This is a genomic window from Gordonia sp. WA4-43 (assembly GCF_020520305.1).
Lineage (GTDB): Bacteria > Actinomycetota > Actinomycetes > Mycobacteriales > Mycobacteriaceae > Gordonia > Gordonia hongkongensis.
On sequence record NZ_CP084736.1, the window covers coordinates 3025301 to 3039932 of the forward strand.

At 67.1% G+C, this 14632-nt stretch carries 16 protein-coding genes; 10 read left to right on the forward strand and 6 right to left on the reverse strand.

Features of this window, described 5'->3' with window-relative positions:
• Positions 1-33: 33 nt before the first annotated feature.
• Genes LEL84_RS13520 through LEL84_RS13540 form a run of 5 tightly spaced genes read left to right on the forward strand, consistent with a single transcriptional unit; the run spans position 34 to position 3914 of the window.
• A complete protein-coding gene (locus tag LEL84_RS13520; RefSeq protein WP_226511888.1) occupies positions 34-273 on the forward strand; it encodes an STAS domain-containing protein in 240 nt (79 codons plus the stop codon).
• On the forward strand, positions 261-1073 hold the full coding sequence (locus LEL84_RS13525; protein ID WP_226511889.1) for a PEP-utilizing enzyme: 813 nt from the start codon (positions 261-263) through the stop codon (positions 1071-1073). The genes LEL84_RS13520 and LEL84_RS13525 overlap by 13 nt, the downstream gene beginning before the upstream one ends.
• Positions 1073-2071: a TIGR03619 family F420-dependent LLM class oxidoreductase gene (locus LEL84_RS13530; protein ID WP_226511890.1), complete on the forward strand. Its 999-nt coding sequence runs from the start codon at positions 1073-1075 to the stop codon at positions 2069-2071. Before LEL84_RS13525 ends, LEL84_RS13530 begins: the two co-directional genes overlap by 1 nt.
• Positions 2068-3171 (forward strand): zinc-binding dehydrogenase, encoded by a 1104-nt coding sequence (locus LEL84_RS13535; protein ID WP_226511891.1) that lies wholly within the window; start codon positions 2068-2070, stop codon positions 3169-3171. Before LEL84_RS13530 ends, LEL84_RS13535 begins: the two co-directional genes overlap by 4 nt.
• Positions 3168-3914: an SDR family NAD(P)-dependent oxidoreductase gene (locus LEL84_RS13540; protein ID WP_226511892.1), complete on the forward strand. Its 747-nt coding sequence runs from the start codon at positions 3168-3170 to the stop codon at positions 3912-3914. Before LEL84_RS13535 ends, LEL84_RS13540 begins: the two co-directional genes overlap by 4 nt.
• Before the next feature lie 199 nt (positions 3915-4113).
• On the opposite strand, the gene LEL84_RS13545 is transcribed toward LEL84_RS13540, so the two are convergent.
• The 6 genes from LEL84_RS13545 to LEL84_RS13570 form a co-directional block, all read right to left on the reverse strand.
• A complete protein-coding gene (locus LEL84_RS13545; RefSeq protein ID WP_226514318.1) occupies positions 4114-5718 on the reverse strand; it encodes an IS1182 family transposase in 1605 nt (534 codons plus the stop codon).
• A gap of 237 nt (positions 5719-5955) precedes the next feature.
• Complete coding sequence (locus tag LEL84_RS13550) at positions 5956-6726, reverse strand: ThuA domain-containing protein (protein ID WP_226511893.1); 771 nt, start codon at positions 6724-6726, stop codon at positions 5956-5958.
• A gap of 16 nt (positions 6727-6742) precedes the next feature.
• Positions 6743-8140 carry a dihydrolipoyl dehydrogenase gene (gene lpdA, locus LEL84_RS13555; protein ID WP_226511894.1) on the reverse strand — a complete coding sequence of 466 codons (1398 nt, stop codon included), beginning with the start codon at positions 8138-8140 and terminating at the stop codon, positions 6743-6745.
• A gap of 1 nt (position 8141) precedes the next feature.
• Positions 8142-8903: an SDR family NAD(P)-dependent oxidoreductase gene (locus LEL84_RS13560; protein ID WP_058252853.1), complete on the reverse strand. Its 762-nt coding sequence runs from the start codon at positions 8901-8903 to the stop codon at positions 8142-8144.
• Positions 8904-8965: 62 nt separating this feature from the next.
• The gene (locus LEL84_RS13565; protein ID WP_226511895.1) at positions 8966-9673 is read right to left on the reverse strand and encodes a histidine phosphatase family protein; all 708 of its coding nucleotides are present in this window, start codon (positions 9671-9673) and stop codon (positions 8966-8968) included.
• A 104-nt stretch (positions 9674-9777) separates the two neighbouring features.
• A complete protein-coding gene (locus LEL84_RS13570) occupies positions 9778-10485 on the reverse strand; it encodes a TetR/AcrR family transcriptional regulator (RefSeq protein WP_223259032.1) in 708 nt (235 codons plus the stop codon).
• A 90-nt stretch (positions 10486-10575) separates the two neighbouring features.
• Between LEL84_RS13570 and LEL84_RS13575 the strand changes: the two genes are divergently transcribed.
• From LEL84_RS13575 to LEL84_RS13595, 5 genes are all read left to right on the forward strand, one after another.
• On the forward strand, positions 10576-11445 hold the full coding sequence (locus LEL84_RS13575; protein ID WP_083229472.1) for a TetR/AcrR family transcriptional regulator: 870 nt from the start codon (positions 10576-10578) through the stop codon (positions 11443-11445).
• 67 nt (positions 11446-11512) lie between these two features.
• A complete protein-coding gene (locus LEL84_RS13580) occupies positions 11513-12259 on the forward strand; it encodes a ThuA domain-containing protein (protein WP_226511896.1) in 747 nt (248 codons plus the stop codon).
• A gap of 110 nt (positions 12260-12369) precedes the next feature.
• Entirely contained in the window at positions 12370-12675 is a 306-nt protein-coding gene (locus LEL84_RS13585; RefSeq protein ID WP_058252858.1) for a hypothetical protein, read from the forward strand.
• On the forward strand, positions 12672-14066 hold the full coding sequence (locus LEL84_RS13590) for an aromatic ring-hydroxylating oxygenase subunit alpha (protein ID WP_226511897.1): 1395 nt from the start codon (positions 12672-12674) through the stop codon (positions 14064-14066). The genes LEL84_RS13585 and LEL84_RS13590 overlap by 4 nt, the downstream gene beginning before the upstream one ends.
• A gap of 347 nt (positions 14067-14413) precedes the next feature.
• Entirely contained in the window at positions 14414-14620 is a 207-nt protein-coding gene (locus LEL84_RS13595) for a hypothetical protein (protein WP_226511898.1), read from the forward strand.
• Positions 14621-14632: the final 12 nt, after the last annotated feature.

Sequence of the window (14632 nt, forward strand, 5' to 3'; positions counted from 1 at the left end):
GTGTGACCCCCTTCCGTGAAAGTGAGAGTCACCGTGCAGCCAGACAACCCCGATGCCGTGTTCGTTGACGACAGCGGAGACACCGCCGGCCGGGCATTGATGACCATCGTCTCCGCGCAGCACGAAGAACTGGTGATCCTGACCGTCCAAGGCAGCATCGACGTTCTCACCGCACCACAACTGTCCGAGGAGGTGACGAACGCGCTGCACGGACAACCACGAGGCCTGATCGTCGATCTGACAGCTGGGAGACCAAACCCGTGCTGGCGCTGATGGCCATCAACGGGATGCGCAACAGCCCGCCGGAGGCCGATCCCGAAGCGATCCTGCGCCGCAATCAGGACAAGCGACTCGCCCTCACCGAGGAACTCGCCGCCAAGATGCCCGACGCGGAGTCGGCCACCGCGTTCCGCAACGCGGCGAAGTCGATCACCAAGTTCATGCCGTGGCGGGAGCGCACGAAGACCGCGTGCGTGAAGATCATGGGTGAGATGCGGGCCGCCCTCTACGAACTCGGACACCGGATGGTCGGACGCGGGATCATGGACGACCACCACGACATCACGATGCTCGTCGACGACGAGCTCGATCGCTTTGTCGCCGAACCCGAGTCGTTCGCGGACACCATCAAGGAGCGACGCGAGCAGTATCTCGCCCTCTTCGATCTGCAACCGCCGTTCTTCCTGTTCGAACCGCTCCCCCTCTCGCAGTGGCCCCGGCGCACCGGGCAGCGGGTGGACCCCGCGGTGCCCGGTGATGTCCTCTCCGGAGTCGGCGGTGCCCCGGGTGTCGCCCGGGGACGTGCGCGAATCCTGCACGACCCGTACGAGGCCGAGCAGCTGGAGGAAGGCGACATCCTCGTCGCGCCGCAGACCGATCCCGCCTGGACGCCGTTGTTCGTCTTCGCGGGCGGTGTCGTCGTGAATGTCGGCGCAACGATCACCCACTCGTCCATCGTGTGTCGTGAGCTTGGCATACCGTGCGCCGTTTCGGTTCAGGACGCGACGGCCCGCATCCCGGACGGCGCGATGATCGAGGTCGACGGCAACACCGGGTCGGTGACGATTCTCTGATGGCAACGACTGACGGGGCCCGCGGCACGACGATCGGGCTCGCCCTTCCTCAGCTCGGCGAGCACGTCGATGCCGCGGCGGTCCGCGACTTCGCGGTCGCCGCCGAGGAACTCGGATTCACCGGACTGTGGGCGCAGGAACACCTCTTCTACTCCGAGCAGAACGCGTCGGTCTACGGCGGCCGGCACACCACGGCGGTGCACCCCGCCTACCGTTCGGTGCTCGGGGCCACCGAGCTCATGGCATTCGTCGCGTCGTGCACCCGGCGGGCGCTGATCGGGAGCAGCATCCTGGTTGCCGGGTACCACCGTCCGGTCGAGCTCGCACAGCGTCTGGCCACTCTCGACGTGCTCTCCGGCGGACGTCTCGTCGCCGGGCTGGGCGTCGGCTGGTCCGACGAAGAACATCGACTCATGGACGTCGACCCCCGGACGCGCGGGCGCCGGATGGACGAACTCGTCCGCGCCGTCCAGGCGTGCTGGGGACCGGATCCCGTCGAGTTCGACGGGGAGTTCTTCACCATCCCGACCTCGGCCGCGCGGCCGAAACCGGTCCAGACACCACATCCGCCGCTGCTGTCCGGGCTGCGGTCGGAACGCGGTCTCGCCCGCACCGCGGCATTGTTCGACATCTGGAATCCCAGCAGCGGCACGGCCGAGGCCCTGCAAGCCCAGCTCGACGGCATGGCGGAGCGGCGTCCCGCCGGACGGGCGCCGGTCCGGCTGTTCCTGCGGTCCTACCTCCAGCGCCCCACCGACCCGGTGGGATCCGGCGGACAGGGCATCGACGGTGTGGCCGCCGATATCGCCACCGCGAAGGCGGTCGGTGCGGAACACTTCATCGTCGAATGCAATTTCTCCGACGACATCCGGTCGTCGGAGGACTGGGCCACCATGCCCGAGCGGCTGGCGCCGCTGATCCAGCTCGTGCGCGACGACAGCTCCGCGGTGCCCGACTCGTCGGGCGCCGCCCGGCCCCAGAAGGAGAACGCATCATGAAAGCTGCTGTCTGGGAGGGCAGTACACCGACACTCGCCGTCGAGGAGATCCCGCGGCCGACGCCCCGTCGTGGCGAGATCCTGCTCAAGGTCACCGCGTGCGGGGTCTGTCACACCGACCTGCACGTACTGAAGTCCGAGGTGAACTTCCCCGCTCCCGCGGTCCTCGGCCACGAGGTCTCCGGCGTGGTCGAGGAACTCGGCGACGGCGTCGACACCCTCGCAGTGGGCGATCGGGTCGTGTGCAGCTTCATCATGCCGTGCGGCGAGTGTCGCCACTGCGCGCGCGGACTGGACGACCTGTGCGAGAAGTTCTTCGCCCACAACCGTCTCAAGGGCACGCTCTACGACGGCGAGACCCGGCTGGCTCGCGCCGACGGCACCCCGCTGGCGATGTCCTCGATGGGCGGACTCGCCGAGTACTGCGTCGTCCCCGCGTCGGACGCCTTCGTCGTCCCCGACGGGGTCGGACTAGGTGAGGTCTCCATCCTCGGCTGCAGTTCGTTCACCGCGCTCGGCGCCGTGACCAACGCCGAGCTGCGGCTGGCCGACCGCATCGCCGTCGTGGCGGCCGGCGGCGTGGGATCGTCGATAGTCCAGTTCGCGGCGGCGGCCGGAGTCGCCCAGATCATCGCGATCGACGTCAACGACGACAAGCTCAAGGCGGTGGCCGAGCTCGGTGCGACCCACACCGTGAACTCGCGCGACACCGACGTCGTCGCCGAGGTACGGGCACTGACCGACGGCCACGGCGTCGACGTCGCCTTCGAGGCCCTCGGGCATCCGAGCACATTCGCGACCGCGCTGGACATCCTCGACGACGGGGGCCGCGCCGTGGTCGTCGGGATCGCGCCGGCCGGCACGCCCGGTGAGCTCGATCTGGCCCGTCTCGTGCGCCGCAGCCTGCAGATCCGCGGTTCCTATGGCGCGAAGGCACGACGTGACATGCCGGCGCTGCTGCGCATGGTCGCCGGCGGGATCGTGGAGCCGGAACGTGTGATCACCCGCCGCTACCGCCTCGACGAGGTCGACGAGGCCTACCAGGCCCTCGCCCGCGGCGAGATCGTCGGCCGGGCGATCATCGAGATGGACTCCGAATGACCGAGACCGTGTCCGGCACCGTCGCCATCGTGACCGGTGCCGGCTCGGGCATCGGCCGGGCGGTGACCGAGCTCTTGGTCGGTCGCGGGAGTTCGGTTGTCGCGGTCGACAACTCGCCTGCGGTTCTCGACGAGCTCGCGGACCGGCCGCGGGTCGTCCCGCTCGTGGGGGATGTGACGTCGGCCGACGACAACCGGCACGCGGTCGAGACGGCGGAACAGCGCTTCGGCCGGCTCGACGCGTTGATCCTCAATGCCGGGGTCCCCGCCTCCGGGTCCATCGAAACCCTGGACCTCGACGTCCTCGACCGATCCCTCGACGTCAACCTCCGGTCGGTGGTTCTCGGTGTGCGCGAGGCGATCCCCGCCTTCCGGCGATCCGGGGGCGGTGCGGTGGTGGTGACGGCGTCGGCGACGGCCCTGGGCGGCGAACCCAACCGCTGGCCGTACGCCGCGGCGAAGGCCGGCGCGGTCAACCTCGCCCGGTCACTGGCCCTCGACCTCGCCGTCGACGGCATCCGGGTCAACTCAGTCTGCCCCGGCCCCATCGAGACCGGAATGACACGACGCATCGCGGTCAACACCCCCGAACGCTACGAGTCCCTGCGTCGGATGGTTCCCCTGCAACGCTGGGGCACGGCCGACGAGGTCGCCGAGGTGATCGCGTTCCTCGCCTCGCCGCTGGCCTCGTTCGTCATCACCGGTGCCATCCTCAGCGTCGACGGTGGGACCGCGTCCTACTGAGTTACGCCCCTCTGCAACCTGGCGACAGCCCGTCTGCCACCGCTCCTCGCACCTCAGGGAGCAAGGGTTGTGGCGTTCTCTCGGATTAGGAGCCTGCTGAATTAGGGTCCAGCCTGGGTTGAGGTTCCTGCTGCGGGGATGTGTCGGTTCCGGGGTGTGGTCGTGGTGATCGATCTAGGTGGGGCGGCGGTGCCGCGGTTCAGGCGGTGGCCAGTGTCCAGGTGCCGTTGGTGGTAGTCAGTCCGAGGGTGATCAGGCGGCGTAGGTTGATCGCGGCGGCGCGGTGGTGCAGCCAGTTGTTGTTGCGTTCGATTCCACGGTAGGGCACCCGCCGGTTACCGCGGGTGAGCCAGGCAATCGTCCGTTCGACCATGGGTCGATGCTGGCGGTAGGTGTCGGCAATAGTGTTGTCAGAGAAGTGTTGTCGGTGTTCGCGCTGGAGTTGGTGGTGTTCGCCGAAACTAATTTTGCGTCCACGAACCGCGGTGGTGCACCGTGCCCGAAGTGGGCAGTCTTGGCAGGCCGCACCGTAGGTGACGTGGCCTTTCGCGCTGACCGGCCGGGTCAGGTTGTTGGGGCAGGTCAATGTGTTCGCGTCGGCGTCGAAGGTGAAATCGTCGATGACGAAACCACCAGCAACCGCCGGCATGTGTGGCTTGGGTTTGATCACCGCGTTCCATCGTGTCCGCGCCAGCGTGGCCAGCATGTCACCGGAGGCATACGCTGAATCACCCAGCACCTCACGATCGTCGGCGTCGTCGGCGACGGTCGGATCGCTCAGCAACAACCGTGCCCCGACTGCTCCGTCGGAAGTGTCCGGACCAGCGGCTTTGGTCATCTCGATCGCGGTGACCAACCCGGTCTCCGGTTCATTGACGATGTGGCCCTTGAACCCGTCCTGCTGGCGTGCCCGGGTTTTGTGGGCGTGCCGGGTGTCGGTATCGACGGTAGAGATCACCCGGTCCGGGGCGGTCCGGGGCGCGATGCGCCAGCGTCCGTCGGTGCCATCAGAACCTGGTGCCGGTTCCACATCCTGGCCGGTCACCAATGCCAGCAATGCCACCGCCTGCGCCTGGGCCTCGTTACTCGGCTCCTTCTCGATGGCCTCGAGGTCCAGACCGTCGAGCACGGCCAACCCATCTTCGACAAGGGCGCTGATCAGGTCCTGTTGAGCACACTCATCATCCCAGGCGATCCGCGGCTTGCCGGGCCGGTCATAGCCGCCGCCGGTCAACGCGGCCAGACGAGTCGCACGCTGCTCGACCACCACCGCACCACCGTCGACCTCTCGGGCGACCCGCCGGATCGCCGCGATCACCTGGGTGACGGCGTCCTGGCGGGCCACCGCGTCATCGAAGATCGTCGAATCCAGCGCTCGACGGCTCTTACCCGCGAGCACCCCGGTGGTGGTGATGACCTCGCGTACCACCTCGAAAATGCGGTACGGCCGGTCGCTGGCTGCCAGTCGCCGACGCCAGTACGTCAGAGTCGACGGATGAAAACCTTTGTTACCCAAAACGAATCCACACGCCGCTTTCCACCGCAGATCAAAAGTGACCGCATCAGCGGCTTCGCGATCGGACAAACCCTGCAGCGTTTGCAGCACGATCACCGACGCCATCGTGGCCGGCGGGATCGACGGACGGCCCCGGCCGCTGGGAAACAGGTCCGCGAACATCTCCGCAGGGAACAACTGCTCGCGATGAGCAGCCAAAAACGCGAACACACTGCCCTCGGCCAGCAAATGCCCGACGACCGAGTTCACATCCAGAAACTCACCCTGACGATCCGGCTCACCCTGCATACCCACCAGGATCCCAGCCCACCAGGCAAACCCGCTCACCCCACACCGAAACGACGCCGACTATTTCAGCAGTCTCTTAGGGCGCATGGGGCCTCTGTTCGCTGAATCGATAGAAACACAGGAGGTCGGGCCCGCGACCGGCAGACTTCAACTCGACCGATGGACTCCGATCGAGGTCCAGGAGTCGAGTTGAAGTCTGCCGGTCACGAAACGGGGCATCGGGGAACGCTCTGACCCTCAGAACGTCCCGCGAACCGCCCAGTCCACGCACCGGCCGAGGATGGTGCGGTACTCCGGCACGACCCAGCTGCCGCGGTCCACTCGTCCGAGGTCGTCGATACCCAGGTCTTGGACGTCGAATCTGCCGCGGCAGTGCCCGAGCGTGAAGTAGCAGACGGTTCCGGGGTCGTGTCTCTTGAGATAGAGCACCGGCAGCGGATCGTCGGAGGTGGTGTGTCCCTCCGCGAAACCCGTTGACTCGCCGACAAACCGGGTGTGCGCGAGAACCTCGATCGGCTCGAAGAGTTCGCTCACATAGAGCTCGTCGACGGCGTCGAAGGCCTCGACACCGTCGACGAGCGGATGGTCGGGGTCGCTGATCTCGACCCGGTAGGGCGCGATCGGTGGATGCCCGAGGAATTGACTGCCGACGAGCTGGGGCAATACACCCATGGTGCGGGGCGTGACGTACTTGCTCGGCGACCCGGGCGGCGTCGGCTCGATCGCGGAGTTGGTGGCATGCAACGCGAGCCATCGTCCACCGCGCGCGAGGAACTCCGTGAGCGATTGTTGCGCAACCTCGTCCGGAATCCGGTTGCACGTGTAGGTGATCAGCAGATCCGCGTCGTCGATGGCCGGGATCGCACCCGCGTAGTCGTCGAAGACCCGCGTTCGCACCACTTCGTGATCGGCCAGCAGCGTGAGGATCTGCAGTCTCGCGTAGTCGAAGTCGTGCCATTGCCCACCGCAGATGACGACCGCGTCGAGGCGGCCGGCGGGTCCGGACATGTCGCTCCTCGAGATCTCAGGCGTGTGCGTGCAGGGGTTTGCCCGCCAGCGCGAGGTGGGCTTCGCCGAGCGCCTCGGCCTGGGTCGGATGCGCGTGCACCAGGTTCGCGACGTCGTCGGCGGTCGCCTCCCAGTTGTAGATCAGCTGTGCCTCAACGATGAGCTCACCGACCCGATCACCGACGAGATGGATTCCCACGACGGGTCCGTCGGACCCGGCACGGACGAGCTTCACCCCACCCGACGTCTGGAGGATGCGGCTCTTGCCGTTGCCACCCAGGTCGTAGATGGCGGTGGTGACGTCACCGTGCCGTTCGACGGCTTCGGCCTCGGTCAGCCCGATCGAAGCAACCCCGGGGTGGGAGTAGGTAACGCGGGGAATCCCACTGTCCGCGACCGGCACACAATCGAGGCCGGCCAGTTGCTCCGCCACGAAGATCCCGTTCGCGAACCCGCGATGGGCGAGCTGCGGTCCCGGCACGATGTCGCCGACCGCGTAAACGCCCGCCACAGTGGTCTGCAGCGCATCGTCGACCTCGACGAACCCGCGGTCGAGTCGGATGCCCGCCTCCTCGAGCCCGAGACCGGACGTCCGCGGACCACGCCCTACCGCCACCAGCAGGATGTCGGCGTTCAGCGACTCGGAGTCGCCGAGATCGACGGTGACCCCGGCATCGGTCACGCGCGCGGCGGACAGCATGGCCGCGGTCCGAATGGTGATGCCGCGCTTGCGGAACGCTCGGGTCAACTGCTTCGACGACCACTCGTCCTCGGTCGGGACCAGTCGTGGTGCCGCCTCCACGATGGTGACCTCGACGCCGAACGACGCCCACAGACTGGCGAACTCGCAACCGATCACGCCGCCGCCCAGGACGATCGCCGACCTCGGGATCGAATCCAGCTCCAGCGCACGGTCGCTGGTCATGATCGGACCGCCGATGTCGATGCCCGGCAGGGTCCGCGACTGCGATCCGGTGGCAAGGACAAGGGCCTCACCCCGGTGTCGCGAGGTCCCCCCGTCCGCGAGATCGACTGCGACCGTTCGGTCCCCGACGACGCGGCCGTGACCACGCACCACGCGGATCGCCCGCGATGCGATCAGTCCCTCGAGGCCGCGGTACAGACCGTCGACGACCTTCTGCTTGTACGCGTGCACCGCGGTGATGTCGACACCGTCGAGCGAGGCCTTGATTCCGAAATCGGCCGCAGAGCGCACGGAGTCGACGATCTCCGCGGCATGCAGTAGCGCCTTGGTGGGGATACAACCGTTGTGCAGGCAGGTACCGCCGAGCTTGCCGGACTCCACCAGGACGACCGACATGCCGAGCTGCGCGGCGCGCAGAGCACACGAGTATCCGCCCGAACCGCCGCCGAGGACGACGACGTCGGCGGTCTCGGTGGAGTCCGCGCTCATCTCAGAAGTCGAATCGGTTGGTGAAGCCGCCGTCGACGACCAGGTTGGTGCCCGTGATGTGACCGGCGGCGGGCGACGCCAGGAAGGTCACCGCGTTGGCGACATCCTGGGCGGCGGCCAGCTTGCCCAGCGCGGCGGACGACAGCGCCGCGTCATAGAGTTGCGGTCGCTGCTCCTTGATGGTGTCCCAGGGTCCGCCTTCGAAGTAGACCGGACCGGGCGACACCGCGTTGACGCGAATCCCCTTGGCTCCCAGGACACGTGCCTGCGCCGAGGAGTGTTGCAACACGGCGGCTTTGAGCGCGCCATAGCTGTTGGCGGTGGTGATCGGGCCGGCCTCGATGGCCGATGTCGTACTGATCGTGACGACCGACGCGGCCGAGCTCTTCTCCAGGTGCGGTGTGGCCGCCTCGATGAAGCCGACCAGGCTCATCAGATCGACGTTGAAGCTGTTCTCCCAGGCCTCGCGCCCCTTGCCGGTCATGGCCGATGCGTTCACGATGACGATGTCGATCCCGCCGAGCGACTCGGCCGCGTCGTCGACGAAGGACGTCACAGCCGCGGAGTCGCCGACATCGACGGACTTCCAGAACACCGTGCCGGACTCGGACAGCTCGTCGGCGACGGTCTTGAGTTGGGCTTCGCCGCGGGCGCAGATGCCCACCGATGCTCCCTCGGCGAGGAGGGTCTTGGCGATGGCGAGGCCGATGCCCTTGCTCGCGCCGCTGATGAGGGCGCGCTTTCCGGTGAGGTCGAGATCCATGTCGGGTCCTTCTTCTTTCGGTCGTGCTGGCGGTTCGGGCTGGTTGTTCTGGCGGGGTCGGACTAGAGGTTCATCGCCCCGACGGCGGTCTGGAAGTCGAGCACGTGTGTAAAGTCGTTGACGGACTGCACCGCACGGCGGGTGTCCGCGCCGCGCAACACGTTGACCGACGTGTGGTGAACGCGGACCGGCATGTCGAAACCGCTTCCGAGCGCGTCGGCGAGCACGGCATTGATCACCCCGCTGTGGCAGGTGACCACCACGCGCTCGCCGAGGTGCGCGTCGACGATCCGGCCGATCTCGCCGAGCACTCGCGCACGGAAGGCCACCGGGTCCTCGGCGTACGGGAACGGTTCGTAGCTGCGGGTCCTGATGTGTTCGCGGAAGATCCGGGATATCTCGTCGTGCGGAAGGGTCTCGAACGGCGATTCGTCGGCAGGGAAGGACTGCCACGGCTCGTACTCGGTCAGGGTGTCGCGGACGATCGGTTCCAGACCGTGATGGGCGGCGATGGCCCGGCCGGTGTCGAGGGCCCGGCGCAGCGGCGAACTGTAGACGGCATCGACGGTGTGGGTGGCGAGCCGGTCGGCCACGACGCGCACCTGTCGCTGCCCGAGGCCGGACAGAGGCGGATCGACGGTCTCGGCTGCGCTGAGCTCCTTGCTCAGCGCCTGCTCGCCGTGGCGGATGAGCACGAGTTCGCACAGTCCGGCCAGCGGCGCGAACGGGTTGTCGAGATCGATCGAGCGCGCACGAGTCTGGTTGGGCACGGCTCCAGTGAACCACAAACTAGGTTCTCTATAAAGATACTATCGCGAACCGCCTGCTCAGGTGAACGATCAGACGTCGAAGCTATAGGTTCGAGGGTGTCACATCACACGCTGGCGATGTCGGCGGCGAGCTCACGCACTTCGTCGGAGAAGCGCCGGCGCCCCAGGTTCGCGAGGACGACGTCCTCGGTGAGCCACGACGACGCGGACACCTCGAGGAGGCTGGACAGTGCCGTCGCCGCAGCGGCCTGCTTGGCCTTGGACGTGATGCGGTCCCGCACCCGCAACTCGGCGGAGAAGATCGCGAGCATCTCCAGACGCACCTCCCGGCGCAGCGCCTCGATCGACAGACTCCATCCGGGCGACCGCACGAAGTAGACCAGCGACGCCGCCCGGTGGGCGTCGGTCCACTCGAGAACCGAGATGATCACGTCGCCGAGCGAGGCGTCGGGATCGGCGTCGATCTCCGTGCGCAGTTGGGTGAGCATCTGCTCGGCGAAGATCCGCAGTCCGCCGAGGAGTACCTCCTCCTTGGAGGGATAGTGGTAATACACTGCCGCCGAGGTCATCTGCGCCTCGGCGGCGATGTCGGCGACGGTGACGTCCTCGATCGACCGCATGGAGTACAGGTGCATCGCCGCCTCGACGACGACGTCGCGTCGAGACGGCCGGTGCGCGGCCCGCTTCGCGCCGCTGCCGCCACTCGGAGCGCTCGCCGACGCGCGCCCGGCGTTGCGTCGGCCGGAAGTGCTTCGTCCTGAGGGATTCTTGCCCGCCATGCGATAGATCATGACAGCATCGGGGGCTGCCACGGGCTGTGCCATCCTGATGGCACGCCGTGAACGGAACCGGGAGGTCTGCGCCACGGCGGATCGGGACGGGGAGCACGGCGAGGAGGACGTATGGCGAGATCGAGGCGAGACAACGCCCGGCCGGCCGACGGCATGTCGGAGTCGGACGCCGACTGGCTCGGCTGGGATTCGACCCCGGCTGCCGACGACATCGCACTGGCGGCCGCGGATCCGGGGGCGGGCACCGGCCCACAGGAGGACGTCGATCCCGACGCCGCACCCGACATCTCGCCGGTGGAACACGAGGCCGGCGCCGAGGGCGCACCGCCGGACTCACCGGTCCAGAACGGATCGGGCGCCGGCAACGGCACGACCGCGCACCGTCCGTCGCGGCGGCATCTCATCGTGAAGGCCGCGGTTCGGGTGTTCTCGCGAAAGGGGTTCGCGGAGGCCTCCATCCAGGAGATCGCCACCGAGGCGGGGATGGTCCCGACCGCGGTCTACTATCACTTCGCCAGCAAAGAGGAGCTCTTCGAGAGCGCACTCGGCTATGCGATGGACGCGAGTTCGGCCGCGGCGCAGTCGGCTCGACCGGACGATGTGTCCGCGAGCGCGGACTCGTTCAAGGACGTCGTCGCCGCGGTCTGGGACTGGACCGCCGAGCACCCCAATTCCGCCCGCATGCTGTTCCTGCAGATGGCCGGCGGCGCGACCCCCGGGACCCGGCTGCTGACGAAGGAGTACGAGGAACGGCACATCCGACGTGCGTTCGACTACTTCCCGGCCGGTGAGGACCCGCCCAACCGGCGTGCGGCCACCGCACAGCACGCGGCGCGCACCCTCCGGGTCCGGACGATGATCGCGATGACCATCGCCATCCAACCCCTGCGTATCGAGGGTGGGCCGCTGTCGGACATCCCGGTCCCCAGTCTGCGCACCGCGACGACCGACGTCTGCACCAAGATGATCGAAGGCCGCTGACCCGAGCCGAGCCCGTCGAGTAACTTTAATTCCGAAACAGTTACTCCGATGCAGGTTGGACTCGAACATGCGCATCCTCGCGATCACCGGCGGCCACTCCTTCGACCGAGCCGCCTTCGCCGATCTCCTCGACGCCCTTCCCGGTGAGGTCACCTGGCGCGAACATCCCGACGCCGCGATCGGGCCCGACGACCTCGCCGACCACGACGTGTCCCTTCACTACGACATGCCGGGCACCCTGCCCGAACCGTACGACCCGCCGGAGTCGTTGCGGGACTGTCTGCGCGCGGCCCGCGAGACGGGGCACGGATACGTCGTCCTGCATCATGCGATCGCGAGCTGGGCCAACTGGGACGAGTGGTCGGAGTTCGTCGGCGGCCGCTACCTGTACCAGCCCGGAACCGTGCGCGGGGCACCGCGCCCCGACTCCGGCTATCGGCATGCGGTGGGGCAGCGGATCACCATCGAGGACAGCACCCACCCGGTGACCGCGGACCTGCCGGCACATCTCGACCTCGTCGACGAGACCTATCTCTGCGAGGTGTTCGAGGACTCCGTGACGCCGTTGCTGCGGACGAACGCACCGATGACCGACGACGTGCACTTCTCCACCGCACTGGCCATGTCCGGGCGGCGGGATGAACGGGAGGGGTGGCAGCACGCCGAGGGATCGTCGCTGGTCGGCTGGTGTCGCACCAACGGTGCATCCCGCCTGGTCTACCTCCAGCCCGGCGACACCGCGGCCACTCTCGCCCACCCGGACTACCGCTCCCTGATCGCCAACTCGCTCCGGTGGGCAGCCCGTTCCATCTGAACTTTTTTTACAGCGAATACAGTTCGATGTGTTGCCGCTCACTCTCGGTGCTACAGTTAGTGAATACGCTGCCAAGTAAGAGGCGCGCCAGCCCCACCGAGGAGAACCCGATGCGTCAGATCCAGCATCCGATGAGTCGAGCCATCTACGAATTCGACGAGGACTTCAACGTCCTCGTGACCACCAAGGACGGCAAGACCGGCACCTTCGACCCCGAAGGCCGGTACCTGCACGGCGAAGTGAAATCCGTTGACCCGGAGATGGCCCGCTGGGTCGGTCTCGGTCCGCGCGAGCCCGTCCCCATCACCCAGAACCGTCGCTTCATGGGCGCTGCCAAGCTCCTGGAGAAGATGCAGGCGGACCGACTCGCCGACGAAGCCCGCAGCAATCGCCTGGCCGAAGGAGGCAAATTGTGACCGAGATCGACACACGCACCCCCGGATCGTCGGCATCCGACGACGAGCAGGCCGACTACGTCGCCAGCTACCAGCGACTGCTCGACACCGACACCCACCCGGTCCCGCAGGTCCTGCGGGAGGAGACCCACGACCTCTACGAGGATCAGAACTTCATCCCGGTCTCGCGGTACATCAGCCGCAAGTATCACGAGCTCGAGCGAGATCGTATATGGTACAAGGTCTGGCAGATGGCGTGTCGTGAAGAGGAGATCCCCGAGCCCGGCGACACGCACATCTACGAGATCTGCGACAAGTCGATCCTCGTCGTGCGCGGCAAGGACATGTCCATCCGCGCGTTCTACAACTCGTGCCTGCACCGCGGCCGGATGCTCCGCGAGGAGAGCGGTCCCGCGGGCAACGACCTGCGTTGTCCGTTCCACGGCTTCTGCTGGAACCTGGACGGATCGCTGAAATCCATGACGTGCGAATGGGATTTCCCCCACGTCGACAAGGATGCAATGAACCTTCCGCAGGTCAAGGTGGACACCTGGGGCGGCTTCGTCTTCATCAACATGGACCCGCAGTCGGAGTCGCTTGCCAGCTTCCTCGGCGACCTGGGCAAGCACTTCGAGGCCTGGCCGCTGGAGGATCGCTACATCCAGGCGCACGTCGCGAAGGTCATCGACGCGAACTGGAAAATCGCCCAGGAGGCGTTCTCGGAGGCCTTCCACGTCATCACCACCCACCCGCAACGTGTTGTGGGGACCGGGGATTCGAACAGCCAGTACGACTCGTGGGGCAACTTCAACCGCGGGATCACCGCCAACGGCGTGCCCAGCCCGCACATCAAGTTCACCCCGAGCGAGCAGGAGATGTTCGACTCGATGGTGGACGCGCGCATCGACGAGGACCCGATGGTCACCCTGCCCGACGGTGTCACCGCGCGCGAGATGTCCGGCCTGCTCGCCCGCGAGGGGCTCCGCGACGTCATCGGTGATGTCAAGGCGGACAACATGTCCGACGCCGAGTCGCTCGACAGCATCTACTACACGGTGTTCCCGAACTTCCATCCGTGGGGCGCCTACCAGCGCATCGTCTACCGGTTCCGGCCGAACGGCGACGACCACAACACGTCGATCATGGACGTCTACCTGCTGGCGCCGTTCACCGGGCCGCGCCCGCCGGCCGCGAAGGTGCAGTGGCTGACGCCCGAGCAGACCTGGATCGACGCCACGGTCCTCGGCAGCTCGGCCCGTGTGTTCGACCAGGACGCGTACAACATGCCGAAGGTGCACCGCGGCCTGAAGACCACCACCCAGAAGTACCTGCCGATGGCGGCGTACCAGGAACTCAAGATCCGCCACATGCACCACCTGCTCGCGAAGTGGGTGGGCGAGGAAGTCGACTGATCCCCCCGTCGTCGATGATCTCGACTCGGCGCTGCGACTTCGAATGAAGCCGCAGCGCCGACTTCGTTCTGTACCCGTCGACTGTGCGCTCGAATCCGTCAACTGTGCACTCAAATCCGTCGACTGTGCGCTCGAATCCGTCGACTGTGCGGCCGAATCCGTTGTGCGGCTGTACGCGTTGACTGGGCACCTCCGCTGGTTGAGCTGCCCTCCGCTGGTTGAGCTGCCCTCCGTTGGTTGAGCTGCCCTCCGTTGGTTGAGCTTGTCGAAACCACTTCGACGCCTACCCACGGTTCCGTGCGCCTCGACCTTCCCGTGATCGGCGCGGCCACGCGGGGTTGATCGGCATGATGGTGGGTGTGTTGATGCTGACGCTCGTGCTCATCGTCGGGGCCGCGGCTGCCGGGTGCGCGATGACGGCGGCGTATGTCTACCTACGACCTGGTGACGACCATGTGCGGGCCGAACGGCTCGCCCGGCGGTGGCTGATCGCGACGGCGGTCCTCGGTGTCGCGGCGCTCTGCCTGCGATTCGGATGGCTGCTACTCAATTGAAGCCCGGGACGG

Excerpts from the sequence above, each read along its gene's own strand:
- LEL84_RS13580 (WP_226511896.1), top strand. The coding sequence starts at position 11,513 with ATGCGCATCCTCGCGATCACCGGCGGCCACTCCTTCGACCGAGCCGCC.
- lpdA (WP_226511894.1), bottom strand. The coding sequence starts at position 8,140 with ATGAGCGCGGACTCCACCGAGACCGCCGACGTCGTCGTCCTCGGCGGC.
- LEL84_RS13545 (WP_226514318.1), bottom strand. The coding sequence starts at position 5,718 with ATGCAGGGTGAGCCGGATCGTCAGGGTGAGTTTCTGGATGTGAACTCG.
- LEL84_RS13535 (WP_226511891.1), top strand. The coding sequence starts at position 2,068 with ATGAAAGCTGCTGTCTGGGAGGGCAGTACACCGACACTCGCCGTCGAG.
- LEL84_RS13530 (WP_226511890.1), top strand. The coding sequence starts at position 1,073 with ATGGCAACGACTGACGGGGCCCGCGGCACGACGATCGGGCTCGCCCTT.
- LEL84_RS13585 (WP_058252858.1), top strand. The coding sequence starts at position 12,370 with ATGCGTCAGATCCAGCATCCGATGAGTCGAGCCATCTACGAATTCGAC.
- LEL84_RS13575 (WP_083229472.1), top strand. The coding sequence starts at position 10,576 with ATGGCGAGATCGAGGCGAGACAACGCCCGGCCGGCCGACGGCATGTCG.
- LEL84_RS13540 (WP_226511892.1), top strand. The coding sequence starts at position 3,168 with ATGACCGAGACCGTGTCCGGCACCGTCGCCATCGTGACCGGTGCCGGC.
- LEL84_RS13595 (WP_226511898.1), top strand. The coding sequence starts at position 14,414 with ATGATGGTGGGTGTGTTGATGCTGACGCTCGTGCTCATCGTCGGGGCC.
- LEL84_RS13560 (WP_058252853.1), bottom strand. The coding sequence starts at position 8,903 with ATGGATCTCGACCTCACCGGAAAGCGCGCCCTCATCAGCGGCGCGAGC.
- LEL84_RS13550 (WP_226511893.1), bottom strand. The coding sequence starts at position 6,726 with ATGTCCGGACCCGCCGGCCGCCTCGACGCGGTCGTCATCTGCGGTGGG.